Origin of the sequence: uncultured Xanthomonas sp. (assembly GCF_964278005.1) — a bacterium.
GTDB classification, from domain to species: Bacteria; Pseudomonadota; Gammaproteobacteria; order Xanthomonadales; family Xanthomonadaceae; genus Xanthomonas_A; species Xanthomonas_A sontii.
In genome coordinates this window covers 204,708-229,731 of sequence record NZ_CAXYKF010000015.1, presented here as the reverse complement: position 1 = coordinate 229,731, position 25,024 = coordinate 204,708, and the positions used below count along the sequence as shown (strand labels likewise).

Below are 25,024 nucleotides of genomic sequence, written 5' to 3'. Positions count from 1 at the left end.
GGACCAAGACGTTCGGGAGGCCCCGAATCGGAGACAATAGCAAGATGAGCAAGAAACCCGCCAAGGATAAAGCAAACGGCGCGACGGCCAACAAGACCATCGCCCTGAACAAGCGCGCGCGCCACGAATACCACCTGGAGGACCGCTACGAGGCCGGCCTGGCCCTGCAGGGCTGGGAGGTGAAGTCGATCCGCGCCGGCCGCGCCAACATCGGCGAGAGCTACGCCTTCGTGCGCCAGGGCGAGCTGTTCCTGTTCGGCGCGCAGATCACCCCGTTGATCCAGGCCTCCACCCACGTGGTGGCCGACGACCGCCGCACGCGCAAGCTGCTGCTGCACCGGAACGAGATCGACAAGCTGATCGGCCGCGTCGAACGCGACGGCTACACCCTCGTACCCACCGCGATGTACTGGAGCAAGAACAAGATCAAGCTCGAGATCGCGCTGGCCAAGGGCAAGCAGGACCACGACAAGCGCAACGCGGCCAAGGACCGCGACTGGGCCCGCGACAAGCAGCGCATCATGCGCCGGCACAACAAGAATGCCTGAGGAGCTGGGATTTGGGATTCGGGATTGGGGAGTCGCAACCGCAGCTCCCATTCCCACAAGCTCAGCCGCAAGTGCGACGCCGTAACACCGTGGCACGGCAGCCGCAAGAGCGCACCGCGGTGCATGGATGCCCTTGTGGGAGCGGCTTCAGCCGCGACGCGATGAAGTCGGAACGCGACGTGATTCGGTCGCACCGGCCGCAGAAGACGCGCAGCCCGTTTCATGCCCTCATCCGGAAACATCGGCAGTCACCCGTTGCGGCGAAAGCAGATTCCGACATGAAAGGCGATGCGGCCTCCGAGCCTGTTTCGCCCCTCGATCCCCGCCCCCAAATCCCGGCCTCACCGCGTCGCGGCTGAAGCCGCTCCCACACGGGAGACCGCGCTGCCCAGGGAACCGACGTTGCGAATCCCCAATTTCGAATCCCCGGCTTTTCAGCAGCCGAATGGCTGATCATCCCCGCCCCACTCACGTCCCGCCAAGCATCCGCATCAGGCTCGGCAGCCCACTGCCCTGCATGTAGCGATCGCGCTGCAGGTCCAGGCACTGCGCCAGCAGCAGTTGTTTGACCCGATCCGGCGCACCGATGAACTCGCGGCGCACCGACAGAAACGCGGCGATCAACCCGGACACATGCGCCGCCGCCATGCTGGTGCCGCTCATCTCCACCATCCAGGTGCCGGGATCCTCGAGCGCATAGCCGTGGTGCGCCGACAGGATCTTTTCGCCCGGCGCGACCAGATCCGGCTTGTAGCGGCCATCGGCGGTCGGGCCACGCGAAGAGAAATACGAAATGCCGTAGCTGTGCGGGCTGCTCTTGTGCACCGAACCGACCGCCAGCGATTCCTCCAGGTTGGCCGGGTCGCCGATGCTCAGGTCCAGGTTCAGCGGGTAAGCCTCGCCATCGCCCTGCATCAGCCAGGCCAGGCCGTCGTTGCCGGCGGCAATCACCACCACCACGCCTTGCCGCCACAGCCGGCGCAACTCGTTGCATAGCGGGGTGAAGCCGCAGCCGTAGCTCTCGGCGTCGAAGTAGCCGCCCAGGCTCAGGTTGACCCCGTGCACCACCAGCTCGCCGGCGCGCTCGTTGAGCTCGGCCACCTGCTGCACGCCCTTGATGATCCAGGAGTCGCGGCCGTTGCCGTCGTCGTCCAGCACCTTCAGCCCGTACAGCCGCGCCAGCGGCGCCATGCCGGCGAACTGCAGTGGCGCAGTGGCCGGCAAACCGGGCAGCGGCGCTTCGCACTGCCCGGCGATGATGCCGGCCACGTGGGTACCGTGACCATTGCCGTCGAGCGTGTCGAAGCCGGCCTCGCCCGGGCGCAACACGCGCGGGCGTCCGCGCTGGGTGCAGTCCCACTGGGCAAGCACGGTCGCCGGTTGCCCGGCGGTATGGAAGTGCGGATGCGCCGCGGCGATGCCGCTGTCCAGCACCGCCCAGCCGATGCCGCTGCCGAGCGCGCGATAGGCCACCTGTGCCGCGTCCACCTGGATCGTGCTGCGCGACTGGTAGATCAGCGCGCGCTTGCCCGCATCGCGCCACAAACGCTTGAGGTTGAGGTCGCGATAGCGCTCGCGCAGGCTCTCGATCTCGAACCGGGTCAGCCGCGCCGACACGTAGCGCTGCAGCGTGTCCTCCAGTTCGATCTGCGCATCCAGCGCCTCGCCGTGCAGGCCGGTGGAGGCCTCGGTGAGCGTGCGCAACGCGGCGATCAGATCATGCTTGCGCTGCGCCGGATCGCCGGCCTCGGACAACCTCTCCAGTTCGATCAGCACCTCATGCCGGTAATCCGGCGCGCGCGCCTCCAACTGGTCGGACAGGTCCTTGATCAGCACCGGATGCGCGATCGGCTGATCGAAGCCCACGCCCACCGCGCGCCGCACCTCGGCGCGCACGTCGGGGATGGACAGGTAGCCGGCGGCCGAATGCGGGTTGTGCTGCCAATCCGGGTTGATCTTCGACCCGGCGATGTTGTGGAAGCGCCCGCCGGCATCGGCGATGTCGTCGCTGAGATCATCGTCCAGCGCCACCGGGTCGCGCCGTTCGGCGACATTGACCCAGCGCGCCACGCAGGGTGGGAACGGCAGCTTCGGCGTGCCGGTCCACTCCTTGAACATGCTGCGCACCACCGGCAGCCCCAGCGGCGAGCCGAGCGTGAGCAGCAGCGACACCTCGCAGTCCTGCGGCTGCAGCTCGCGCAGCACGTCGTAGGCGATCAGCGAGCCCTGGCTGTGCGCGATGACCACGAACGGGCCGCCACCGGCGCGGATGCGCTGCAGCAGGCTCTCGCGCATCTGCGTACGCCGCGCCGGCACGAAGAAGAAGTCGTGCACGTCCTGCAGCAGCGCCGCGGAGATCAGCTTCAGCAGTGCGCGGTTGAGCACGTCGACCACGCCCTGCGCGTGCACGTCGGCGACTGCAGCCGCCGGTGCCGGCACCGCCGCCTCCACCTCGTCCAGCACTTGGTGCAGCCGTGCGCGCTCGGCCTCGCTGGCGGCCAGCGTGTCGGCGAGCTGGCGCAGATCGGCCAGTTGCGGGGCCACGCCGAGTGCGCTGAGCACGCGCTGCTCGGCCTGGTTCAACACCGGGCCGCGGTCCTGATCCTGGCAATCGCCGGGCTCCGGCGACGGATAGCGTTCGCGGTTGACCCAGTAGGCCATGCGCGTGCGCTCGCCCATCGCGCGACCGAACAGCGCGCGATCCCATTGGCAGCGCAACACCTCGGCCGGCGGTTTGTTGCCGATGCCATGGATGTAGACGACCGTGCGTGCCCGCCCCTGCGCCAGCGAACCTTCGCCGGTGGCCTTGGGCCGCAGCGCGGTGCCCGCCGGTGGCGCGGCGGCGAGCGTCGCCGAGGCAGGCCTGCTGGCGCCGGGAGCCGCGGCGTCGGATCTGGCCGGTGCTGCCAGCCTTGCCGATGCAGGTCCCTTCGTGGATGGAGCTGCCGATGCCGGCGTCGTCTTCTTCGCCGCCTTGGCAGCCCGCGTACCACCCGCTGGCGTCTTGCGCGCTGTTGCTGTCGGCTTGGCGGCAGATCTCGCCGGCGCCTTGGCCGGCGCCTTGCCGGGGGTGGACGTCGAGGACGTGACGGGTGCCTTGGGCGTACGCCCGTTGCTGCGGCCACGCGGCTGTCTGCTTGCCATTGCGCTGCTCCATGCCTGGGGGAATGCCTGGGGGACGGCGGCGTGACAGGGCCGGCGTCGCAGTGAAGCCAGCTTAAGCGGGGCCCGTCTCAAGGCTTGTGACTGGCCTCCCCGATCCCTACACTGTGCGGGTCAGCGTTTGACGTTGTCCCCGGGGGTGCACTGGTTTCGACGGGGGTTGCAAAATCGCTTGGCGCATGCCGAGGGGGCAGCTTTCCTCGTAAATCCAGCCGCAAACTTATAGTTGCCAACGACGACAACTACGCACTGGCCGCTTAAGGCCTAGCCCCGAAATCGCTTGTGTCCGTGCTCGCGACGTAGGGTCATTATCACGGAATCGCCGGTGGTGGCTGCCTGTCAGCCATTGGCTAAATCAAGCAGGCTGGTCCCGGGATGCGCTTCGCACATCGTGCTGTTCCGGGGCGAGATCCAACGATGAGCTAAGCATGTAGTGCCGGGGATGGAGTGCCTTCGGACGGCGGTTCGATTCCGCCCACCTCCACCATCTGATCGCGGAAAAGAGCAGTAAACGCTTGATTCTACGAAGGTTTGGCCCGGGGTTTGATGATCGATTTGAGCCTGGTCCAGGTATCAAACGAGGTATCAAACCCCGTGCCGAAGCCTTATTTTCTGCGCCGCCCGGCTGTGCCATAGGCGCGCATCTTCGCTCCCACCGATCTTCGGACCCTCGCTGGCCCGAGCCACTTGGTGCACCCCGTTTTCTACCGATGGGCGATGTCGCCCGTCTGGCTGCCTCGCGCGCCGCTGCAGCACTCTCGGGGGCATTCGATCGGATGCGACAGGACGCGAGCATGAACGACGATTTCCCGAGCCAAGCGCTGTCCGCGTTGCGAGGGAAGCAGGCGCGCCCCCTACACCATCAAGGCCGGGGGCATGGAACTGCCCGACCATGGGGCTGAATATGAAAACCCAATCGCAAATGCCAATGAGTTTTCGCCCATTTTCATTGGCGAGTTTAATAATTGTACATATTCAATAAATACAATCATTTCCATATTCATCGCCTATGGAGCCATCGCCTTGAGAAATCTGCTGGAGTTCTGGAATTGAAAAATCTGCTCTGTCTATTCTGTCTCATCATCTGTCCTTCACTGGCCTGGGCAAACGACCCACCAGATTTTCTTTTCAGATGCGATACGCGGTCACCCGATGAAATTCAACAAGCCGGCGGGTTCTATCCGCACAACAACGGCAGAATCCGCGACTACGACCTCGCCCATCACTTCACCGGAGAAAGTGTCGAGCATTATACCTCCGCCTTCGTATCGACGAGCTCGGATTTGAAAGCAGTCGTCAACCATTGCCTGAGCATGGTCGGCAGCGATCAGAGCGCATGGATCTACATGATCATGCCGGGCAGCAATTTCTATAGTGTTTCGTCCTCCCTGCAAAGAGTCCGCGACAGCCATGTGGCGGGCTCCCCGGAATGGCAAAGAATCAATCAACTCATCATCGACTATGACGGCATGTCCGAATATGTGGCGGTCGATGGGTTTCCTTTCGGCAGAGTCATCAGTCACGCCGAGCTCAACCAAGAGATGGTCGACGACTATTACGATGACGAAGACTCGGTGCTGTACTCGAACGACTTCTGGGAGGATCGATGGAATCTTTCGGACGCTTTCAACGCTGATTTCGATGGAGAACAGCCCAGCGACTCACCATACCTGGTGGTAGACGAGCCAGCGAGCCAGGTGGTACTGGCGCTCAATGAGCATGCGATGGAACTACCGCTGCGCTTCGTCTGCGACGCGGCGAACGGCTTCCCGGCATCGAGCAGATCGAGAGCATCCTCGCATTCATGCCCCAGGTACGAAATCATCAAAAGGCTCTATGACAAACAAATAATATCCAGCATTATACTTTGACCATCGACATACCGACGTCCGTCTCCAGCACAGTATTTCCCTGAAAAATCGAACCACCGTTTACCCAGCGGGCATTGCGCTTGCCGGGAGAGTGGGTGGTGCACGTTCTATCTGATGCCCCCCCAAAAATACTGTAGACGGCCACAAACCAAACAGATGTCCACACCCCACACGAGTCTGCGCATTGCAGTCGTTCGTTTTAGTGGACCCACACGAAAAAACAGGAGCACGACAATGAAAATCAAGCCCCCAGCCTTTGCAATCGCAATCTGCCTTTCGTCATTGAGCCTGAATGCAATGGCAGGCGAATATACCGAAACCGGATACCTGAGAAATGTCAAGGCGAACAATACCGGGAGCACCTGTTTCTTTCAGATCGCGGGGTCACCCACAGGACATAACTTCCAGGGCGGAGAGTGGTATTGCGGAGATATTGCAGGCCAGAACATTCTGAAACTGGCGCAAACCGCACAAATCCTCCAGATGAAGGTCAAAGTCATCCTGGAAGGAGACGGAGCCGCGTACAAGCCGGTAAAGGCCGTTGAATTAGCCAATTAGAACGACTGGATGCCAGGCGGGTGTGGACGACGCGCAGGAGCCGGAGCATACGTGGGGGACCTGAGGATTCCGAGGCCGGCCGGGCCCCCTGCTCTCGCACAGCACCGCCAGCCGGGCCTTGCGCTCCACCAGCCTGCCCACGCACGAACGGTTGAACGCGCCCTTGATCAGGTCGCCCTTCCCAATGCCTCGGCACTAGGCGTTGCTCCACCTGCTCCGGACGATGCACGATGCACGGCTGTTCGGCACCCAGGAGCGCCTGAGGCGACCATGCGCGGCAGGCCGCGCATGGCCTCGCGCAGTGCCAGCTGACATGCCAACGCACCAGCAGGCGATCTACCTGCCGGTGCGCGAAGAAAGTGGTCCAGCCGCGGATGCCTGCATCCTTGAAGCAGCCCCAGGCATCGCCCCGGCCGCACAGCTGGTAGGCGCATCATGCGTCCGTGTCCGTTACGCCGGCGTCCTTGAGGCGTTGCGAAATGATGTCGGCGGCGTCGTTGCCGTGCGATGACGGCGCATGCCAACCGCGCCGCCGCCAAGAGCCTAGGCGGGCACTGGCGATGGCGGCATCGGCGACGCGCCGACATACCCGTCACCGCCGGTCTGTACGGTGGCAGACGCCCTCCTCGATTCGGACACTCCCCATGCCATTGACCCAGGAACAACTGCGTATCCTGCAGGACATCCATGCCACCACCCCGGTCAGCGAAGCCGAGGCGACCTGGGCGGTGCGCGAGGACTACGCGGCGCAAGGCGAGGACGGCGATCTGGCGCTCAGCCAGAAGGGGTTGAAGGCCATCGACGGCAGCGAAGCGTAACCCGCCTCCTGGCCGGCACGTCTTGCTCATCCCATCGCGCCGGCGACGGTAGCGCTGCAGAGATAGCCCGTCCGGCCGGCGCTGCGTCCATCTGCACACAACACCGCCCCCACGCGACGAGAGTACGGTTTGCCCGGCTAGCGCCCCGCTTCGCCCGTGCCCTCATCCGGCGCTGCGCGCCACCCTCTCCGGCGGGTAGAGGCAGGCGCGAGCGTCCTCGCAACAGCGCTGTACCACCCGCCGCCAGACAACGTCTGCCGCGTGGCGCAGGTTGATCGGCGCGACGCCGATCCCTCCGCCAATGCGACGTCGTCGTGATGCCATACGTGTCGGCAATCCCGCTGCGCCGCGGTCAGCTTCGGGATATTCACCACAAAAGAACCTCAGGCATGGAACTTGCCTCTGCCACCGCAACACCTCTTCGCCATCCTGACGTCGCCATGTTCGTTGCCCGCCCTCGCCAGCCCGCCTGCAATGAACTTGCGCCGCTCCGGAGTCCAGCCCCGTGAGCGCCGGATTGACCCTGCGTCGGCACTTCCGGCTCGGCATCATCAAGACACTCGGTCCGTCCACGGCCGGGGTGCTGCTGCTGTTCGCCGTCTATCAGATGGCGATCGGCGCGCCGTTGACTGCACTGGCCGGCGCCGCGCTGGCCGGCCTGGCCGCGCTGGCGACCTGGCTGGCGCTGCACCGTGGCGACGGCCGCATGGATCCGCTGCTGTCGCTGAGCTGGTTGCTGGGGAGCGCCCTGGCCTGCCATGCACTGCGCCACGCCGCGGTGCCGTGGCTGTACCTGGTGATGATGAGCAATTTCTTCGTGGTGACGCGCCATGTCGCGCTGGCCTGCAATGCCACGCTGATCGCGGTGCTGCTGGTGGTGACCCCGAGCACCCTGGGTGCCGAGCACTTCTTTTCGATGATCTCGGTGTCGTTGCTGATCACCGGGCTGGGCTACATGCTCGCGTTGCGGGTGGAAGGCGATCGCGTGCAGCTGGAACAACTGGCGTCGCACGATTCGCTGACCGGGCTGCCGAACCGCCGCATGCTCGAGCGCAGCCTGTCGCAACGGGTGGCCGATCCGCGTCGTGCGACTCGCCGGCATGGGCTGATCGTGCTCGACATCGATCACTTCAAGGAGGTCAACGACCTCTACGGCCATGCCGAGGGCGACCGGGTGCTGGCCGAGCTGGCCGCGCTACTGCGCGCGCAGGTACGTGCGCCGGACGAGGTGTTCCGGTTCGGCGGCGAGGAGTTCGTGGTGGTGGCACGGCTGCAGTCCGCGACCGAACTGTCCGCCTTCGCCAGGCGCCTGCACGATGCCACCCGCTCTGCGCTGCGCGGCCCCAACGGCACCATCACCGTGTCGCTGGGTGCGGCGATGCTGTGCGACGAGGTGCAGTGGCACGACTGGTTCTCGCGCGCAGACACCGCGCTGTACCAGGCCAAGAACAACGGCCGCGACCGTTATGTGATCGCCGAGGACGTGGCGCAGGACTGAGCGACCAGCACCCGCAGCGATCTGCCGCGTGCCCGGCTGGCCTTCGGTCCGGTAGCCGTCACCAGGGCGGCTCCAATGGCAGGAAGCATCGTGAGGGCGTCACCTGTCATGCCGTGCGAAGTGGTGTGCGTTCCGATGGCCCACTGCGTCGGGACTGAAGTCCATCCCACAGTGCACACGGAGGGCTCGCCGCACGCCATTGCGGGAGTCGCCTGCCATGCAGCCGCGCCGGGCTTCAGCGGGAACGCCCGGCGCGGCTGACGCCGCTCCTGCAGACAAACCTGGGACGCGGCCGGATGGCGGCGAGAGCACATGACGAGCGGTGCCGACCAAGCGCCGCGGTGCGAACGGTCGGCCCGCACCGCGGCAGCTGCAGCGCCCTGCTCAGGGCGCCTGCACCGCGGACGCCGCCACCGCGGTGGTCGCGACGTCCCTACTGCCGGCCTCCGTGCCCGCGTCCTGCCCCCAACCACCAAGCGCCTTGTACACCCGCACCACGCCGATGTTCACCGCCGCTTCGGCGTCGGCCAGGGCCGCCTCGGCGGTCAGTTGCGTGCGCTGCGCATCGAGCAGAGTCAGGAAATCCTCCGAGCCTTCGCGATAGCGGATCTGCGCCAGCGCTTCGGCACGCTGCGCCGCCTGCGTCTGTTCGGCCACGATCGCCAGCCGCGCTTGTTCGTGGGCATAGGCGGTCAAGGCGTTCTCGGTGTCCTCCAGTGCGCCGAGCACGGCTTTCTCGTAGTCGGCCGCGGCGCCGTCGGCCTGCGCCTCGCTCGCGCGCAGGCGTGCCCGCACGCTGCCGATGTCGAACGCCGCCCACTGGATCGACGGGGTCAGCGACCAGGCCTTGCTGCGGCCGTGCAGCAAGGCGCCGGCATCGCCGGACAGGAAGCCGACGAAACCGGACAGACTGATCCGCGGGAACAGGTCGGCGGTGGCCACGCCGACGCGCGCGGTCGCCGCCGCCAGACGGCGTTCGGCGATGCGCACGTCCGGACGCCGGCGCAGCAACTGCGTGGTATCGCCCAGCGGCAAGGCCCGCGCATAGGCCGGGGTCGGCTGCGGCGCCAGCAGTGCGTCGAGCGCGCCCGGCGGCTTGCCCAGCAGCACCGCCAGCCGGTGCCGCGCCTGTGCGGCATCGACTTCCAGCAGCGGGATGTCGGCCTCGATCGCCTTCAGCCGCGCGCGGCTGCTCTGCACGTCCAGTTCGCTGCCGGCGCCCAGTCGCCAACGGGTCTCGGTCAGCCGCTGGGTGTCGCGCAGGTTGTCCAGCGTGGTCCGCGCCAGCACGATGCGCTTCTGCGTGCCGCGCAGGGCGAAGTAGTTGCGTGCCACCTCCGCGGCCACGGTGACCTGGGCGTCGGCCAGGCCCGCCTGTTCGGCTTCCAGGTTCGCACGCGCCGCTTCGCTGGCGCGGCGCTGGCGCCCGAACAGGTCCAGCTCCCAGGCAGCATCGAAGCCCAGCCGGTAGCTTTCGGTGAGCACGCGCGCGCCGCCGGCGTCCGCGTCCGGGGCCTTGCCGCGGGTGTAGTCGCCGCCGGCGGTGACATGCGGCGCCTGGTCCAGACGCTGCTCGGCGAAGACCGCGCGCGCCTCGTGCACGCGCGCCAGGGCGAGGCGCAGGTCCAGGTTGGCGACCAGGCCGTCGTGCACCAGCTGTTCCAGCACCGGGTCGTCGAACTGCGCCCACCAGGACGCGACCGGCGAGTCGGTCGCGAACACCGGCGACGCGGTGCCTTGCAGGGTCACCGGCGGCTGCGCCGGTGCGCGGTAGTCGGGGCCGACGCTGGCGCAGGCGCTGAGCAGCGCCAGCGCCAGTGCGCCGAAGACGGGACGGATCACCATGGCAGCACCTGTCCGACATGGGTGTAGCTGCCGGTGGGGCCGTCGGCGTCGAGCAGCGCCATCATCACGCTGCTGCGCGCGCCGTCGGCCACTTCCAGCTCGCCCTCGCCCGCGTTCATGTCGGTCTTCACGTAGCCGGGGTGGATGGTGTTGACCTTGATCGGGGTCTCGCGCAGTTCGTAGGCCAGCTGGATGGTCCAGGCATTCACCGCGCTCTTGGACACGTTGTAGGCCGGCACCTTGAAGTCGTAGATCGGCGACCCGGGCTGGCTATGCAGGGCGAGCGAACCGAGCACGCTGGAGACGTTGACGATGCGCGCGGCCGGCGCCTCGCGCAGCAGCGGCAGGAACCCCTGGGTGACCGCGATCAGGCCGAACAGGTTGGTGTCGAAGGTCTCGCGCCAGGTCTCCAGGCTCTGCTGCGACACGCTCAGGCGCGGGTCGTCGCGCAGGATGCCGGCGTTGTTGACCAGGATGTCCAGCCGCCCATGGCGTGCGCGCACCGTCTCCACTGCGGCGGCGATGCTGGCGGCGTCGGTGACGTCCAGGGTCAACGGCTCCACCGGCAGGCCCTCGCCCTGCAGTTCCAGGGCCGCGGCGCTGGCGCGGGTGGCGTCGCGCCCGGCCAGCAGGGTGTGCACGCCGGCTTCGGCCAGCTGCCGCACGGTGTGCAGGCCGATGCCGCGGGTGGCGCCGGTGACCAGGGCGATCTTGTGTGCTGCGTTCATTGCGAAACTCCTGAGAAGGATGGGAAAAGGATCAGCCGTGCGCCGGCGCGTCGGCGTGGGCCGGCGCATGCGAGACCAGCGGCCGCCCGGCCAGCTTGCGCAGGGCGACATAGAACACGGGAGTGAGGAACAGACCGAACAGGGTCACGCCCAGCATGCCGGCGAACACGGTGATGCCGGTGGCAGAGCGCACTTCCGCGCCCGCGCCATGCGAGAACACCAGCGGCACCGTGCCGGCGATGAAGGCGATGGAGGTCATCACGATCGGGCGCAGGCGCAGGCGGCAGGCCTGCAGCGCCGATTCGACGATGCCCTTGCCCTGCAGTTCCAGCTCGCGGGCGAACTCGACGATGAGGATCGCGTTCTTGCACGCCAGGCCCATCAGCACCACCAGACCCACCTGCACGAACACGTTGTTGTCGCCGTCGCTCAGCCACACCCCGAACAGCGCCGACAGCAGGGTCATCGGCACGATCAGGATCACCGCCAGCGGCAGCGTCCAGCTCTCGTACAGCGCCGCCAGCACCAGGAACGCCAGCAGCACCGCCAGCGGGAACACCACCAGCGCCGCATTGCCCTGGGTGGCCTGCTGGTAGCTCAGGTCGGTCCACTCGATCTCCATGCCGTTGGGCAGCACCTGCTTGGCGATCTGGGTGATCTTGGCCATCGCCTCGGCCGAGGACAGCGAGCGCGCATCCGCTTCGCCGGCCAGGTCGGCGGCCGGATAGCCGTTGTAGCGCAGCACCGGGTCCGGACCGTAGGTCTGCTTGATCGTCACCATCGAGCCGATCGGCACCATTTCGCCGTTGGCGTTGCGGGTGCGCAGCCGGGCGATGTCCTCCACGCTCTCGCGGAACGGCGCATCGGCCTGGGCGATCACCTGCCAGGTGCGGCCGAACTGGTTGAAGTCGTTGACGTAGGTCGAGCCCAGGTAGGTCTGCAAGGTGTCGAACAGATCGGTCAGGGCCACGCCCTGGGCCTTGGCCTTGACCCGGTCGACCTCGGCGTCGAGCTGCGGCACGTTGGCCTGATACGTGCCGATCGGGAAGCTCATGCCCGGGGTCTGCGCCACCGCGCCCTGCATGGTGCTGACCGCGTTCTGCAGCGCGCCGTAGCCGAGGTTGGCGCGGTCCTCGATAAACAGCTGGTAGCCGTTGCCATTGCCCAGGCCGAGGATCGGCGGCGGCATGAAGGCGAACGACATGCCCTCGCCCAACTGCGAGATGCGCTGGTTGATCTCGGCATTGATCTCCAGCGCGCTGCGGTGGCGCTCGGCGAACGGCTTCAGCGGCAGGAACACCACGCCGGTGTTGGGCGTGTTGGTGAACTGCAGCGCGTTGAGGCCCGGGAACGAGATCGCATGCGCCACGCCATCGGTCTGCATGGCGATGGTGGCGACCTTGCGCAGCATCGCGTCGGTGCGCTCGATCGAGGCGCCCTCCGGCAGCTTCACACCGGCGATCAGGTACATCTTGTCCTGGGTCGGGATGAAGCCGCCCGGCACCGCCTTGAACATCAGTCCGGTGACCAGCAGCAGCGCCACGTACACCGCGAACACCGCGCCGCGGCGGCCGAGGATGCGCGACACCGCACCCTGGTAGCGGTCGGAACTGCGGTGGAAGAAGCGATTGAACGGACGGAACAGCCAGCCGCCGAACAGCCGCTCCATGCCACGCGACAAGCGGTCCTTGGGCGCATCGTGGCCTTGCAGCAGGCGCGCGGCCAGCGCCGGCGACAGGGTCAGCGAGTTGATCGCCGAGATCACCGTGGAGATGGCGATGGTCACCGCGAACTGCTTGTAGAACTGCCCGGTGACCCCGGACAGGAACGCCATCGGCACGAACACCGCGCACAGTACCAGCGCGATCGCGATGATCGGGCCGGACACCTCGCGCATCGCCTGGTGGGCGGCTGCCAGCGGGGTCAGCCCCTCCTCGATGTTGCGCTCCACGTTCTCCACCACCACGATCGCATCGTCGACCACGATGCCGATCGCCAGCACCAGCCCGAACAGGGTCAGCGTGTTGATCGAGAAGCCCAGCAGGTACAACGCGGCGAAGGTACCGACCACCGACACCGGCACCGCGATCAGCGGAATGATCGAGGCGCGCCAGGTCTGCAGGAACAGGATCACCACCAGCACCACCAGCAGCACCGCCTCCAGCAGGGTGTGGACCACCGCGCTGATCGAGTCGCGCACGAAGATGGTGGTGTCGTACACCGCTTCGTACTTCACGTCGTCCGGGAACTGCTTGGTCAGCTCGTCCATCTTGGCGATGACCTGGTCGCGGATCTGCAGCGCATTGGCGCCCGGCGCCTGGAAGATGCCGATGCCGACCGCGTTCTTGCCGTCCAGCTGCGCGCGCAGGGTGTAGTCGCCGGCGCCCAGCTGCAGCCGGGCGACGTCGGACAGGCGCACGGTCTGGCCGTCGGCGCCGACCTTGAGCACGATGTCGCCGAACTCCTGTTCGGTACGCAGGCGGCCCTGCGCGTTGATCAGGGTCAGGAACTTGCTCTCCGGCATCGGCTCGGCGCCGAGCTGGCCGGCGGAGACCTGCACGTTCTGCTCGCGCATCGCCGCGACCACGTCGCTGGCGGTGAGCCCGCGCGCGGCCACCCGCTCCGGGTCCAGCCAGGCGCGCATCGCGTAGTCGCCGCCGCCGAACACCTGCGCATCGCCCACGCCCTGGATCCGCGCCAGCGCGTCCTTGACGTGCAGGCGCGCGTAGTTGCGCAGGTACAGGGTGTCGTACTTGCCCTTGGGCGAGGTCAGGTGCACCACCATCAGGAAGGTCGGCGACTGCTTCTGCGTGGTCACGCCCTGCCGGCGCACGTCCTCGGGCAGGCGCGCCTGCGCCTGCGCCACGCGGTTCTGCACCTTGACCGCGGCATCGTCCGGATCGGTGCCCGGGCGGAAGGTCACGGTCATCTGCAGCACGCCGTCGGAGCCGGCGACCGACTTGATGTACATCATGTTCTCCACGCCGTTGATCGCTTCCTCCAGCGGCGTGGCGACGGTCTCGGCGATGACCTTGGGGTTGGCGCCCGGATACACCGTGCGCACCACCACCGAAGGCGGCACCACGTCCGGGTATTCGCCGATGGGCAGCAGCGGGATGGCGATCAGGCCCGCGGCGAAGATGATGATCGACAGCACGGCGGCGAAGATCGGCCGGTCGATGAAGAATCTGGAAAAGTCCATGGGTGGTGGTCCTGGAAACGGATGAAACGGGGGGCCGGGCGCGGACGCAGGCATGCCGGTGGCGACGCCGGGCCATCGCGGGCCCGGCGGGGCGCGGCCGGCAGGTCATGACCCGGCCGGTGCTGCGTCGGCGCCCGCGACTCAGTCGAGGGCGACGGCCTGGCGCGGTGCGGCAGGCGACGCGGTCTGCGCGATCGGCTTGGCCTGCACCGGCATGCCGGGCATGAACACCTTCTGCACGCCGTCGACGATGACCTTGTCGCCGGCGGACAGGCCGCTGCGCACGATGCGCAGGCCCTCGGCGCTGCGGCCGAGCTGCACGTCGCGCCGCTGCGCCTTGCCGTCCTTGTCGACCACGTAGACGTACTTGCGGTCCTGGTCGGTGAGCACCGCGCGGTCGTCGATCAGCACCGCGTCGAAGCGGCCGCTGCCGAGCAGCCGCACCCGCGCGAACAGGCCGGGGGTGAAGCGGCGATCGGCGTTGTCCAGCAACGCGCGCACGTGGATGGTGCCGGTGCTGCGCACCAACTGGTTGTCGAGGAAGTCGACCTTGCCGGCATGCGGATAGCCGTCCTCGCCGACCAGGCCGACCTGCACCGGCAGGCTGCCGTCGCGCTCGCTCGGGCGCTGGCCGTCGCGCGCCATCTGCGCATAGCGCAGGAAGGTGCCTTCGTCGGCATCGAAGTACACGTGCACCTTGTCCAGCGACACCAGCGTGGTCAGCACGCTGGCGCTGTCGCCGGCGCTGACCAGGTTGCCGGCGGTGACCATCGCGCGGCCGGCGCGGCCGGCGATCGGCGCGCGCACCTGGGTCCATTCCAGGTTCAAGCGTGCGCTGTCCACCGCCGCCTGCGCGGCCAGCACGTCGGCCTGTGCCTGCTCGGCCGCGGCGCGCCGCTGTTCCCAGCTCTCGGTGGAGATGGCCTGCTGTTCGGACAGGGTCTTGGCGCGCGCGGCCTCGCTGGCGCTGAGCTTGGCCTGGGTGCGCGCGCGCGCCAGATCGGCCTCGGCGCGGGCCAGGTCGGCGCGGTAGCTGCGCGCGTCGATGGTGAACAGCACATCGCCCTTCTTCACCTCCTGCCCTTCGACGTAGTTGACCTTGTCGATGTAGCCGGACACGCGCGGGCGCAGGTCGACGTGCTCGACCGCCTCGACGCGGCCGCTGAACTCGTCCCACTGACTGATCTGCTTCTGCAGCGCGGGCGCCACGCCCACGCTCGGCGGCGGCGGCGCGCCCTGTTCGTTGGCCTTGCCGCCGCAGGCGGCGAGCGTGGCGACCAGCAGCGCCACCGCCAGCGGGCGCAGTGCGCCCGGCAGCAGGCGCGACGGCATCGGAATCGGATTCATGGAAAGACCTCGTGGGTGGAGAAGGAAAACGGCAAGGGGGTGAGCAAGGCGCTGCGCGGCTGGGCAAAGTGGCGGCGGTCGATCTCGACCAGGGCGCGGTCCGGCCGCTGCGCATCGGCGAGCAGGTGGACCACGGCGCGGCCGACGCCGAGGGTGGTGAACCACTCCGGGCAGTCGCCGATGGCGTCGTCGCTGCGGCACACCGGCGCGGACAGCGACAGCAGGTGCACGTGCACGCCCAGCGGCTTGGCTTCCTCGTGCAGCACCTGCGCGAGCATGCGGATCGCGGAGGCCGCGACCGAACTGTCGCCGTGCCCGGACCAGGCACGCAGTGCGCAGGGGCTGCCCAGCAGCACGTAACGGGCGCCGCGCTCGTGCTGCGCCAGCAGCGGCAACAGATGCCGGGCGGCAGCCAGATGCGGCAGCAGATCCGCATCCAGGCGCCGGCGCAGCGCCCCCAGCGGTCGCTCCAGCAGGCGCCCGGGGCGCAGCGGGCTGCCCAGGGCGGCGACCACCGCGGCCAGCGGCCGCGGCCGCTGCGCGACCTCGGCGACCAGGGCCGCGGCAGCCGCGTCGGTGCCGACCGAACCGGACAGCACGTCCAGCCCGGGTTCGTCGCGGTGGCGATCGCGCAGCGCGGTCAGGCGGGCGCGATCGCGCGCCACTGCCAGCACCGGGCTGCCCGCCTCCAGCAACGCCTGGACCACGCCCTGCCCGACCGTGCCGCTGCCCCCGAGGACCAGGACTTCGGGGGCCAACATCCCGCTCACGGGACTTTTCCTCCCGCGGACGGGACAATCGCGATTCGCCCCAGCCGGTCGGTGCCGGACGCGCCCAGGCGCAGGCTGCTGCCGCCCTGCCGCCGCGGCGGCGGCGTGAACTCGCGAAACGCACTCGGGTAAAGGGATTGCGCCGTCGCCACCGGCGCGGAACGGCGCCGCAGCTGGCGATCGGGGCAGGCGAAAAACTGGAACAGGGTGCGCATCGACATGAGCAAAGACCGTCGGCGGTGGCGAATGCGGACAAATTAGGCGCCAAAGTCGCACTTGATTAGTCCGAATTAAGGGGAATAATCGTCCCGCTATCGGTCCAATCGTCTCCACCTCAAGGAACCGCCATGAGCCACGATCTCAACGACACCCTGATCTTCGTCAAGGTGGTCGAGCAAGGCAGCTTCATCGCCGCGGCCAACGCCCTCGGCCTGCCCAAGACCACCGTCAGCCGCAAGGTGCAGGACCTGGAGGCGCGGCTGGGCGCGCGCCTGCTGCACCGGACCACGCGCCGGCTCGGGCTGACCGAGGCCGGCGCGGTCTACCACGAGCATTGCCAGCGCATCGCCCGCGAACTGGAGGAAGCCGAGAGCGCGGTGGGCCAGCTGCAGGCCGGCCCGCGCGGCTGGCTGCGCTTCAGCGTGCCCTATTCGGCCGGCATCTCGTGGGTGGCGCCGATCCTGGGCGAATTCCACCGCCAGCACCCGGAAGTGCGCCTGGAGATGATCATGACCAGCGACAAGGTCGACCCGATCGCCGAAGGCGTGGACGTGGCCCTGCACATGGGCACGCTGCCGGATTCGACCATGGTCGCGCGCAAGCTCGCCACCTTCCGCACCCAGGTCTTCGCCAGCCCGTATTACATCGAGCGCCATGGCGAACCGCTGCATCCGGACGATCTGCAGCACCACCGCACGCTGGCGCTGAGCAACGGCCGCGGCGGCGGCAACCGGCTGTGCTGGCCGCTGCGCAACGGCAAGCAGAGCGGCGAATTCCTGGTCCAGCCGATCCTGCTGGCCAACGATTCGGCGGCGCTGATCGGCGGCCTGGTCTGCGGCGAAGGCCTGGTGCTGGCCAGCGACGCGACGATCAAGCCGCTGATCGAGGCCGGCAAGGCGCGGCGCGTGCTCGGCGGCTGGGTCGGGCCGGACCTGGACTTCAACGCGGTGTTCCCGGGCGGGCGCATGCTCTCGCCGAAGGTGCGCGCCTTCGTCGACTTCCTGGTCGACAAGCTCAACTTCGACGTCAGCTACATGATGGCGCAGTGCCCGGCCAAGCTGGCCACGCAGCAGGCCGAGGACGGCGCCGAGTTCACCCTCTGCAGCGGTGTGGCGATGAACACCCAGTCGCTGGCCAGCCTGCCCCGCGTCGCAGCCACACCGGCGCCGGTGCCGGCGGCGCTGGAGACGGAAGCCGAGGACGAAGAGGACGCGGCACTGGTCTGAGCCGCGCCGCGCACAACGCGTCGCAGCAGCAGCGCAAAAACGCGAACGGGCCGCAGTGCGGCCCGTTCGTCGTTGCGGTCGGCGGATCGGATCGGTCAGCCGGCCGAGGCGCGCAGCGGCACCACGCGGATCTCCACGCGGCGGTTCTGCGCGCGACCGGCCTCGGTGCTGTTGTCGGCGATCGGGTACTTCTTGCCCGCGCCCAGGGTCTGGATGCGCTCGGGCTGCACGCCCTGCGCGGTCAGGTAGGCGGCCACCGAGGACGCGCGCTGCTCGGACAGACGCTGGTTGACCGCATCGCTGCCGATGCTGTCGGTGTGTCCGACCACCTCGATCATGGTCTGGTTGTATTCGCCCAGGGTCTGGGCCACGCCGTTGAGCGCCGAATAGAACTGCGGCTTGAGCGTGGACTGGTTGAAGTCGAAGGTGATGCCGTCGGGCAGATTGAGGGTGATGTTGTCGCCGTCGCGGCGCACGTCGATACCGGTGTTGGCGGTGCGCTCGCGCAGCGCGCGTTCCTGCCGATCCTGGTAGTTGCCGATCGCCGCGCCGCTGAGCGCGCCGATACCGGCGCCGATCATCGCGTGCTGGCGGCGCTCGGTGGCGCTGCTGCCGCTGAGCAGGCCGGCGGCGACGCCGACCGCGGTGCCGATCAGCGCGCCGCGGCCGGTGCGGTTCTGCTGCTCGGTGGGATTGCCGTACTGGTCGCGCTGCACGTAGGAGCCGCCGGTGGCGCAGGCGGACAGCACCAGCGCACTGGCCAGGGCCACGGACACGCCGCGAAGGGTGGTCGTTTTCATCATGTTCTCTCCGAACCTGGTTTGACGTGGCCGCAGCATAAACAGGGCCACGCGAGGCGCGGATGAACGCAGCCCGGCGCGCGATGCGCCCGGTTCAGGAAGACGGCAGCAGGTCTTCGGCGTCGGCCGCGCGCAGCGGCTGCTCCCAATCGCCCATCAGCGCCAGGTACAGCAGCTTTTCGAATTCGGCGCCGACCCGCCGCATCACCGCGTCCGGATCGGGAATCAGCCGCGCATCGCCGATCAGGCCGAAGTGCACGCGGTGGTTGTAGCTCATGATCGACACGCCGACGCCGATCGAGCCGGTCTGCGGCACCCAGAACATCATCTCGCGCACGCGGCTGCCGGCCAGGTACAGCGGCTGCTGCGGCCCCGGCACGTTGGTCGCCACGGTGGTGGCCTTGCGGCTGAACAGGTCCAGCGCCGCCGACTGCAGCGCCGCCGGCGCCATGCCCACCGCCGCCAGCAGGCCGAACACCACCATCGCCTGGCGCGACTGCTTGAGCTGCTGCATCGACTCGGCCACGCACTGCAGGCGCCGCACCGGATTGGCCTCGCCCACCGGCAGGTCCAGGAACACCAGGCCGAAGTGGTTGCCGAGCTTGCGCGCGTGCTCCAGCGGGCGCAGGTTGACCGGCACGGTGGCGCGCAGGGTCACCCCGTCCAGGCGTTCGCCGCGTTCGAGCATGTAATCGCGCAAGGCGCCGGCCATGGTCGCCATCAGCACGTCGTTGACCGTGCAGTCGCAGGCGCGGCCGACCGCCTTGACCTCGTCCAGGTCCAGCGGCTCGGCCCAGGCCACGCGCTTGCTGACGCCGAGGCGGCCGCGCAGCAGCGTCGGCGGATCGTCGGCCAGCAGCAGCGCATTGACCAGTTCACGGCCGATCAGCCCGCCTTCGCGCGCCAGCATCTGCGGCAGGTTCGGGTCCTGCGCCATCGCCCGGCCCTTGTCGAGCATGCGCCCGCCGAGCTTGAGGTAGCGGTCCACCGCGCCGACCCGGCGCACCACCTCCTTGCCGTCGTCCTTGAGCCAGGCGCGCCCGAGCTGCGCCGACGGCTCCGGGGTGCGCTGGGTATCGGTCAGCGACAGCAGCACCTGCACCAGCGCGATGCCGTCGGCATAGCTGTGGTGGATGCGCGCCACCAGCGCCGAGCCGCCTTCGTAGCGCTCGATCAGGTGGAACTGCCACAGCGGCTTGGTCTTGTCCAAGGGCGTGGAGGCCATCTGCCCGGCGAAGCGCTCCAGCGCCTTCTTCTGCCCGCGCCCGGGCAAGGCCGACAGGCGCACGTGCCAGTCCAGATCGAAATCGTCGTCGCGCTGCCAGTAGGCGCCGGTGGCGGTCTCCACCGGCTTCTGCAGGAACCGCGGGAAGGCCAGGAAGCGCTTGCGCACCAGTTGCTTGAGCGCAGGCAGGGTCAGCGGCTCGTCGAACATCAGCACGCCGGTGATCATCATCGGATTGGTCGGCCGGTCCATCCGCAACCAGGCGGTGTCCACGCGCGACATCGGTTCGCGCTGCGGCTTGCGGCGAGCTGAGCTGGTGGCCATGCGGGCTCCTGTCCGAGCCCGGAGTGAATCATGGCCCCGCGAAGGGCGTCAATCGCGCCTGCGGCCGTGCTGCGCCACGCAACACCGCGCAGTGCTCAGCCGGCGGCGGTCTCGCGATAGGCGGCCAGCGCCGCATCGCGGCCGGCGGCCAGGTCCACGATCGGCTGCCGCGGATACTGCGGGGCGGCGTGCGCCAGTCGCTGCGGTGCCTGCCAGGGCGCAAAGCGGTCGGCCACCGGCAGCGCTGCCAGTTCCGGCACCCAACGCGCGATGTACTCGCCCTTCGGATCGAACTTCTGCGCCTGGGTCACCGGATTGAACACGCGGAAATACGGCGCGGCATCGGCGCCGGTGCCGGCCACCCACTGCCAGCCCAGGGTGTTGTTGGCCAGGTCGGCATCGACCAGGGTGTCCCAGAACCAGCGCGCGCCTTCGGACCAATGCACGCGCAGGTGCTTGCACAGGTAGCTGGCGACGATCATGCGCACGCGGTTGTGCATCCAGCCAGTGTGCCACAGCTCGCGCAGGCCGGCATCGACGATCGGCACGCCGGTGCGTCCGCGCTGCCAGGCGTGCAATGTCGCCGCATCGGGCTTGGCCCAGCGAAAGCGCTCGAAGCGCGGATTGAGGTTGCGCTCGGGCGTGTCCGGGAAATGGTGCAGCAGGTGGTGGGCGAAATCGCGCCAGCCGAGCTGGCGGATGTAGCCGTCGATCGCCGCGGCGGTGGCGGCGCGGCGCTGCCGTTCCAGCGTCGCGACGATGCGCCATGGCGCGATCTCGCCGAAATGCAGGTGCGGCGACAGCCGCGAGGTGCCGACCTGGTCGGGGCGGTCGCGGCCATCGAGATAGTCGCGCAGCGCGCCGTCGACGAACACGTCCAGCGCCTCGTGTGCGCCCGCCTCGCCCGGCTGCCAGACCTCCCAGAAGCCGCGGTCCCAGTCCAGCGCCGGCGCCAGGCCGAGTCGTTGCAGCGGCAGGCTGTCCAGATCCTTGGGCGGCGCTGGCAGCGCCTTCGGCGCGGCCTGCAACGCGGGCACCTGCCAATGGCTCAAGGCGCTGCGCCAGAACGGGGTGAACACCTTGTACGGGCCGCCCTGCTGCGTCGCCAGTTGCCAGGGTTCGAACAGCAGCGCGCTGTTGTGGCTGTGCACCTCCAGGCCCTGCTCGCGCAGTTCGCGCTTGAGCCGCGCATCGCGCGGCTGCGTGGCCGGCTCGTAGCGCCGGTTCCAGTACACCGCCACCGCGCCGCAGTCGGCGATCACCTGGCGCAAGGCGGTCTCGGCCGGGCCCTGGCGCAGGATCAGGCACGAACCGCGCGCACGCAGTTGCGCGTCCAGCGCCGCCAGCGAGCGCTGCAGCCAACTGCGCGAAGCCGCGCCGGCGGCCCATGCGCCCTCGTCTTCCGGGCTGTGCAGATACACCGGCACCGGCGTATGGCCGGCATCCAAAGCGGCCTGCAAGGCAGGTTGATCGTGCAGGCGCAGGTCGCGCCGGAACCAGACGATGGCGTAGCTCATGCGAAGGGACGCAGCGAAGGACGCGCCATGATACGGATCGGGTGCAGCGGCCAGGTGAGCATGCGGCGCGAGTCGCACATGCTTCGACACCGCCGATCCTGGCGCAGCAAGTGTCGCGCTGGCCGGATTTCGTAGACATCGCCGCGCGCCGCGCACGCGCGCCTCGTCCGCCCTGCTATAACGCCGTGGCGGGCGCCGTCATGTCGAAACGGCGCCGCGACCGCTGCTGATGGATGACGTTCCGGGGAAGGACGTCATTCGTGCTTTCGCTGCACCGCGCACGACATGGCCACGGCCGTCTCGCGCGCACGGGGGGAACATCCGCCATCGCCTCTGCGATCTCACGGTCATCACGGCCGGCGAGCGCGGTTGCGTGCGCCCCGAACCGCCCGCGCCCGGACCTGCATCGACAGGGCCGCGACGCGCTGCGGGCAGCCAACGGCGCAGCACGGCCACGCCCATCGCCGACATCCGCAATGATTTCAGGAGAGCAAGACCCATGGACAAGCGCATCGCAAAAGCCGCCCTCACCCTCGCACTGAGCCTCGCCGCCCCGCTGGCGATGGCGTGCGAGCCCGAACCCGGGCTGCAGCAGAACGAAGTCTTGCAAGGCGACGCCGAAGCATCGTGTGGCGGCGGTGGTGGCGGCGGCAGCACGCCGGTCTACACGCTGCAGGGCGTGATCCAGAACCAGGGATATCAGACCGAAAATGGTCCAGCCGGTGCCAAGCGTGTGGTGATCCGCGCGTACTCGCGCTTCGCCAATGCCAGTAACAACCGTGTCGACGCCGATTACATGAACGTGAACTGCAAAGCCTACGACGTATATGGCCACTCCGAGTCTGACTACGACGAGGAACGCAACGGCGCCCTGGTCGACGTGCATTTCAAATCTCCTTGGGTCCTCGGCTATGGCACCTATCGCAAGATCACCGTGGTGTGCACTCACCACGCAGAATATGGTGCCAACACCTACGACACCACTAGCAACATGGAAATCCAGATCCCCGAGTGATCCTCGCTCCATACGCTACCAGCCGGCGCCCGGAACGTACCGGGCGCCGCACTCGCAAGATGATGTGCGCGTAGCGCGCAGGCTCACTCGAATGCGCCCACCGAGTCGTGGGCGAGATTGTCGAAGCGGGTGTATTCGCCGAAGAACTTGAGCTTGCACGACCCGGTCGGGCCGCCACGGTGCTTGCCGATGATGATTTCGGCCAGGCCCTTGTCCGGCGAATTTTCCTTGTTGTAGTAGTCGTCGCGGTAGATGAACACGATCATGTCCGCGTCCTGCTCGATCGCGCCCGATTCGCGCAGGTCGGCCATCACCGGGCGCTTGTCGGTGCGGGTTTCCAGCGAGCGGTTGAGCTGCGACAGCGCGATCACCGGCACCCCCAGCTCCTTGGCCAGGCCCTTGAGCGAGCGCGAGATCTCCGAGATCTCGGTGGCGCGGTTCTCGCTGTTGCCGGGCACCGACATCAGCTGCAGGTAGTCGATCACGATCAGGCCCAGGTCGTGCTCGCGCTTGAGCCGGCGCGCCTTGGAGCGCAGCACTTCCGGCGACACGCCCGGCGTGTCGTCGATGAAGATCTTGGTCTCCTTGAGCATCTTGATCGCACCGGTGACCCGCGCCCAGTCCTCGTCCTCGAGCTGGCCGGTGCGCAGGCGCTGCGCGTTGATGCGGCCGTTGGAGGAGATCAGGCGCATCGCCAGCTGCGAGGCGGACATTTCCATCGAGAACACCGCCACCGCCTTCTTCGACTTGATCGCCGCGTATTCGGCGATGTTCAGCGCGAAGGTGGTCTTGCCCATCGCCGGACGCGCGGCGAGGATGATCAGGTCGGTCGGCTGCAGGCCGGCGGTCATCGCGTCGAAGTCGTTGTAGCCGGTCGGCAGGCCGGTGATGTTGCCGCCGTTCTCGAAGCGGTTGCGCAGTTCCTCGAACGCGTCCTTCAACGCGCCGGGCATCGCCACGAAGTCGCTGCGCCCGCGCGCGCCGGCCTCGGCGATCTGGAACACCGCCTTTTCCGCCGACGCCAGCAGTTCCGAACTCTCGCGCCCTTCCGGCTGGAAGCCGTCGTTGACGATGGTGGTGCCGACCTCGATCAACTGCCGCAGCACCGCCTTGTCGCGGACGATCTCGGCGTAGGCGACGATGTTGGCGGCCGAGGGCGTGGTGCTGGCCAGTTCGATCAGGTAGGCGCCATCGCCGACCATCTCCAGCTTGCCCTGCGATTCGAACCACTCGCCCAGCGTCACCGCATCGAACGGGCGTCCCTTCTCGGCCAACTCGCGGATCGCGCGGTAGATCAACTGGTGATCGCGCCGGTAGAAATCGTTCTCGGTGAGCTGGTCGTTGACCCGGTCGTAGGCGTCCGGTGCCAGCATCAGGCCGCCGAGCACGGCCTGTTCGGCCTCGATCGAGTGCGGCGGCACGCGCAACTGGTCGAGACGCGGCTCGCTGCGTTCGCTGCGCTCGCTTTTGCGATCGCCGCGGTAGCCGGGACGGGCGGACATAGGCTGGGTCTTCTCTGTGGGGCGCGGGCGCCGGGCGCGGCCTCACCGCGGCCCGGGCGCCGATTTTAGTCGCCGCGCCCGGCCGGGGCTAGGGCGACGCTCAACACAGGGCGCCTGCCTGAGCGGCGGCACCTGCGTCGTCCCGCCTCGCCAGAGGCTGGGGACAAGTCTGGGGACAAGCGGTTGAGAACCTCGCCGAGGCCGCGTCACACAAGGCTCTCACTGCCCCATCCGCGCACCACGGCATGCGCCGCAATGGCGCTCAGGCCTGCAGTTCGTCGATCCAGGCGATGAACTTGTCGACGAAGCCGGCGAGGAACTTGCGCGTGCGCTCGTCGTCGATCGCGCCATCCTCGGCGATCAGGCCCTCCCTGAACTGCAGAAAGATCTCCGGCTGCCCCAACACCGGCATGTCCAGGTAGGCCAGCACGTTGCGCAGGTGCTGCTGCGCCATGGCGGTGCCGATCGCCCCCGGCGAGGTCCCGCACACCGCCGCCGGCTTGCCGGCGAAGGCGCTCTCGCCGTACGGCCGCGAGCCCAGGTCGATGGCGTTCTTGAGCACGCCGGGAATGGAACGGTTGTATTCGGGGGTGACGAACAGCACCGCGTCGGCGCCGCTGACCTGCGTCTTCAGGCGCCGGCCCTGCGCCGGATAGTCGTGGTCGTGGTCCTGGTTGTACAGCGGCAGGTCGCCGATCTCGACGTACTCGAAACGGGCGCGGTCGCCCGCAAGTCGCTCCAGCGCGTGCGCCAGGCGCCGGTTGAACGACTCCTTGCGCAGGCTGCCGACGAACACGGCGATGCGGTACTGGCTCATGGCGTTACTCCTGACCGAATGGACCTGCAGGC

Annotated in this window: 21 protein-coding genes, 1 other RNA gene and 1 pseudogene; 10 read left to right on the top strand and 13 right to left on the bottom strand. The window is 68.1% G+C overall.

What is annotated here, in order from left to right; all coding sequences use genetic code 11:
• Positions 1–44: 44 nt before the first annotated feature.
• Positions 45–548 carry an SsrA-binding protein SmpB gene (gene smpB / locus ACHWVH_RS09500; RefSeq protein ID WP_010344270.1) on the top strand — a complete coding sequence of 168 codons (504 nt, stop codon included), beginning with the start codon at positions 45–47 and terminating at the stop codon, positions 546–548.
• A gap of 468 nt (positions 549–1,016) precedes the next feature.
• Here the strand turns inward: smpB and ACHWVH_RS09495 are convergent, their stop codons facing one another.
• A complete protein-coding gene (locus ACHWVH_RS09495) occupies positions 1,017–3,266 on the bottom strand; it encodes a S8 family peptidase (RefSeq protein ID WP_295928635.1) in 2,250 nt (749 codons plus the stop codon).
• Between the two features lie 46 nt (positions 3,267–3,312).
• Between ACHWVH_RS09495 and ACHWVH_RS09490 the strand changes: the two genes are divergently transcribed.
• From ACHWVH_RS09490 to ACHWVH_RS09470, 5 genes are all read left to right on the top strand, one after another.
• Positions 3,313–3,738: a hypothetical protein gene (locus tag ACHWVH_RS09490; protein WP_295928618.1), complete on the top strand. Its 426-nt coding sequence runs from the start codon at positions 3,313–3,315 to the stop codon at positions 3,736–3,738.
• Between the two features lie 107 nt (positions 3,739–3,845).
• Positions 3,846–4,197, top strand: a transfer-messenger RNA (tmRNA) gene (ssrA, locus tag ACHWVH_RS09485).
• A gap of 389 nt (positions 4,198–4,586) precedes the next feature.
• On the top strand, positions 4,587–4,763 hold the full coding sequence (locus ACHWVH_RS09480) for a hypothetical protein (RefSeq protein ID WP_295910672.1): 177 nt from the start codon (positions 4,587–4,589) through the stop codon (positions 4,761–4,763).
• On the top strand, positions 4,760–5,581 hold the full coding sequence (locus ACHWVH_RS09475; protein ID WP_167336245.1) for an enterotoxin A family protein: 822 nt from the start codon (positions 4,760–4,762) through the stop codon (positions 5,579–5,581). Before ACHWVH_RS09480 ends, ACHWVH_RS09475 begins: the two co-directional genes overlap by 4 nt.
• A gap of 234 nt (positions 5,582–5,815) precedes the next feature.
• The gene (locus tag ACHWVH_RS09470; RefSeq protein WP_152182078.1) at positions 5,816–6,139 is read left to right on the top strand and encodes a hypothetical protein; all 324 of its coding nucleotides are present in this window, start codon (positions 5,816–5,818) and stop codon (positions 6,137–6,139) included.
• A 78-nt stretch (positions 6,140–6,217) separates the two neighbouring features.
• Here ACHWVH_RS09470 and ACHWVH_RS09465 read toward each other — a convergent pair.
• A pseudogene (locus tag ACHWVH_RS09465) lies at positions 6,218–6,371 on the bottom strand (IS30 family transposase); the annotation flags it as partial.
• Between the two features lie 412 nt (positions 6,372–6,783).
• Here ACHWVH_RS09465 and ACHWVH_RS09460 point away from each other — a divergent pair.
• Positions 6,784–6,957 carry a hypothetical protein gene (locus ACHWVH_RS09460; protein WP_167336246.1) on the top strand — a complete coding sequence of 58 codons (174 nt, stop codon included), beginning with the start codon at positions 6,784–6,786 and terminating at the stop codon, positions 6,955–6,957.
• Between the two features lie 505 nt (positions 6,958–7,462).
• The gene (locus ACHWVH_RS09455; protein ID WP_052250742.1) at positions 7,463–8,455 is read left to right on the top strand and encodes a diguanylate cyclase; all 993 of its coding nucleotides are present in this window, start codon (positions 7,463–7,465) and stop codon (positions 8,453–8,455) included.
• A 384-nt stretch (positions 8,456–8,839) separates the two neighbouring features.
• On the opposite strand, the gene ACHWVH_RS09450 is transcribed toward ACHWVH_RS09455, so the two are convergent.
• The 6 genes from ACHWVH_RS09450 to ACHWVH_RS09425 all read right to left on the bottom strand — a co-directional run bounded on the left by ACHWVH_RS09450 (position 8,840) and on the right by ACHWVH_RS09425 (position 16,568).
• Entirely contained in the window at positions 8,840–10,300 is a 1,461-nt protein-coding gene (locus tag ACHWVH_RS09450; RefSeq protein ID WP_394687042.1) for an efflux transporter outer membrane subunit, read from the bottom strand.
• Positions 10,294–11,028 carry an SDR family oxidoreductase gene (locus ACHWVH_RS09445; protein ID WP_017909475.1) on the bottom strand — a complete coding sequence of 245 codons (735 nt, stop codon included), beginning with the start codon at positions 11,026–11,028 and terminating at the stop codon, positions 10,294–10,296. Before ACHWVH_RS09445 ends, ACHWVH_RS09450 begins: the two co-directional genes overlap by 7 nt.
• Positions 11,029–11,059: 31 nt before the next feature.
• A complete protein-coding gene (locus ACHWVH_RS09440) occupies positions 11,060–14,230 on the bottom strand; it encodes an efflux RND transporter permease subunit (protein WP_394687041.1) in 3,171 nt (1,056 codons plus the stop codon).
• Positions 14,231–14,371: 141 nt separating this feature from the next.
• The gene (locus ACHWVH_RS09435) at positions 14,372–15,562 is read right to left on the bottom strand and encodes an efflux RND transporter periplasmic adaptor subunit (protein ID WP_394687174.1); all 1,191 of its coding nucleotides are present in this window, start codon (positions 15,560–15,562) and stop codon (positions 14,372–14,374) included.
• A gap of 11 nt (positions 15,563–15,573) precedes the next feature.
• Positions 15,574–16,347, bottom strand: coding sequence for an SDR family NAD(P)-dependent oxidoreductase (locus ACHWVH_RS09430; RefSeq protein WP_394687040.1), 774 nt, complete (start codon positions 16,345–16,347; stop codon positions 15,574–15,576).
• A complete protein-coding gene (locus ACHWVH_RS09425; RefSeq protein WP_394687039.1) occupies positions 16,344–16,568 on the bottom strand; it encodes a hypothetical protein in 225 nt (74 codons plus the stop codon). Before ACHWVH_RS09425 ends, ACHWVH_RS09430 begins: the two co-directional genes overlap by 4 nt.
• Positions 16,569–16,694: 126 nt before the next feature.
• Here ACHWVH_RS09425 and ACHWVH_RS09420 point away from each other — a divergent pair, with 126 nt between their 5' ends.
• Complete coding sequence (locus ACHWVH_RS09420) at positions 16,695–17,792, top strand: LysR family transcriptional regulator (protein ID WP_043092204.1); 1,098 nt, start codon at positions 16,695–16,697, stop codon at positions 17,790–17,792.
• A gap of 95 nt (positions 17,793–17,887) precedes the next feature.
• On the opposite strand, the gene ACHWVH_RS09415 is transcribed toward ACHWVH_RS09420, so the two are convergent.
• The 3 genes from ACHWVH_RS09415 to ACHWVH_RS09405 form a co-directional block, all read right to left on the bottom strand.
• The gene (locus ACHWVH_RS09415) at positions 17,888–18,592 is read right to left on the bottom strand and encodes an OmpA family protein (RefSeq protein WP_026143200.1); all 705 of its coding nucleotides are present in this window, start codon (positions 18,590–18,592) and stop codon (positions 17,888–17,890) included.
• Between the two features lie 94 nt (positions 18,593–18,686).
• The gene (locus ACHWVH_RS09410) at positions 18,687–20,141 is read right to left on the bottom strand and encodes a wax ester/triacylglycerol synthase family O-acyltransferase (protein WP_017909015.1); all 1,455 of its coding nucleotides are present in this window, start codon (positions 20,139–20,141) and stop codon (positions 18,687–18,689) included.
• A 95-nt stretch (positions 20,142–20,236) separates the two neighbouring features.
• The gene (locus ACHWVH_RS09405; RefSeq protein WP_295926065.1) at positions 20,237–21,658 is read right to left on the bottom strand and encodes a deoxyribodipyrimidine photo-lyase; all 1,422 of its coding nucleotides are present in this window, start codon (positions 21,656–21,658) and stop codon (positions 20,237–20,239) included.
• 499 nt (positions 21,659–22,157) lie between these two features.
• Here ACHWVH_RS09405 and ACHWVH_RS09400 point away from each other — a divergent pair, with 499 nt between their 5' ends.
• Positions 22,158–22,673, top strand: a complete 516-nt coding sequence (locus tag ACHWVH_RS09400) for a hypothetical protein (RefSeq protein WP_295926062.1) — start codon at positions 22,158–22,160, stop codon at positions 22,671–22,673.
• Positions 22,674–22,756: 83 nt separating this feature from the next.
• Here ACHWVH_RS09400 and ACHWVH_RS09395 read toward each other — a convergent pair whose 3' ends face one another.
• Entirely contained in the window at positions 22,757–24,175 is a 1,419-nt protein-coding gene (locus ACHWVH_RS09395) for a replicative DNA helicase (protein ID WP_017909018.1), read from the bottom strand.
• Between the two features lie 262 nt (positions 24,176–24,437).
• A complete protein-coding gene (locus ACHWVH_RS09390; protein WP_267085536.1) occupies positions 24,438–24,992 on the bottom strand; it encodes an NADPH-dependent FMN reductase in 555 nt (184 codons plus the stop codon).
• Between the last annotated feature and the right edge of the window lie 32 nt (positions 24,993–25,024).

What these genes read in the sequence shown, in the direction of transcription:
- smpB (WP_010344270.1), top strand. Translation starts at nt 45, where the DNA reads ATGAGCAAGAAACCCGCCAAGGATAAAGCAAACGGCGCGACGGCCAAC.
- ACHWVH_RS09480 (WP_295910672.1), top strand. Translation starts at nt 4,587, where the DNA reads ATGGAACTGCCCGACCATGGGGCTGAATATGAAAACCCAATCGCAAAT.
- ACHWVH_RS09470 (WP_152182078.1), top strand. Translation starts at nt 5,816, where the DNA reads ATGAAAATCAAGCCCCCAGCCTTTGCAATCGCAATCTGCCTTTCGTCA.
- ACHWVH_RS09460 (WP_167336246.1), top strand. Translation starts at nt 6,784, where the DNA reads ATGCCATTGACCCAGGAACAACTGCGTATCCTGCAGGACATCCATGCC.
- ACHWVH_RS09450 (WP_394687042.1), bottom strand. Translation starts at nt 10,300, where the DNA reads ATGGTGATCCGTCCCGTCTTCGGCGCACTGGCGCTGGCGCTGCTCAGC.
- ACHWVH_RS09445 (WP_017909475.1), bottom strand. Translation starts at nt 11,028, where the DNA reads ATGAACGCAGCACACAAGATCGCCCTGGTCACCGGCGCCACCCGCGGC.
- ACHWVH_RS09440 (WP_394687041.1), bottom strand. Translation starts at nt 14,230, where the DNA reads ATGGACTTTTCCAGATTCTTCATCGACCGGCCGATCTTCGCCGCCGTG.
- ACHWVH_RS09435 (WP_394687174.1), bottom strand. Translation starts at nt 15,562, where the DNA reads ATGCCGTCGCGCCTGCTGCCGGGCGCACTGCGCCCGCTGGCGGTGGCG.
- ACHWVH_RS09425 (WP_394687039.1), bottom strand. Translation starts at nt 16,568, where the DNA reads ATGTCGATGCGCACCCTGTTCCAGTTTTTCGCCTGCCCCGATCGCCAG.
- ACHWVH_RS09420 (WP_043092204.1), top strand. Translation starts at nt 16,695, where the DNA reads ATGAGCCACGATCTCAACGACACCCTGATCTTCGTCAAGGTGGTCGAG.
- ACHWVH_RS09415 (WP_026143200.1), bottom strand. Translation starts at nt 18,592, where the DNA reads ATGAAAACGACCACCCTTCGCGGCGTGTCCGTGGCCCTGGCCAGTGCG.
- ACHWVH_RS09410 (WP_017909015.1), bottom strand. Translation starts at nt 20,141, where the DNA reads ATGGCCACCAGCTCAGCTCGCCGCAAGCCGCAGCGCGAACCGATGTCG.
- ACHWVH_RS09405 (WP_295926065.1), bottom strand. Translation starts at nt 21,658, where the DNA reads ATGAGCTACGCCATCGTCTGGTTCCGGCGCGACCTGCGCCTGCACGAT.
- ACHWVH_RS09400 (WP_295926062.1), top strand. Translation starts at nt 22,158, where the DNA reads ATGGACAAGCGCATCGCAAAAGCCGCCCTCACCCTCGCACTGAGCCTC.
- ACHWVH_RS09395 (WP_017909018.1), bottom strand. Translation starts at nt 24,175, where the DNA reads ATGTCCGCCCGTCCCGGCTACCGCGGCGATCGCAAAAGCGAGCGCAGC.
- ACHWVH_RS09390 (WP_267085536.1), bottom strand. Translation starts at nt 24,992, where the DNA reads ATGAGCCAGTACCGCATCGCCGTGTTCGTCGGCAGCCTGCGCAAGGAG.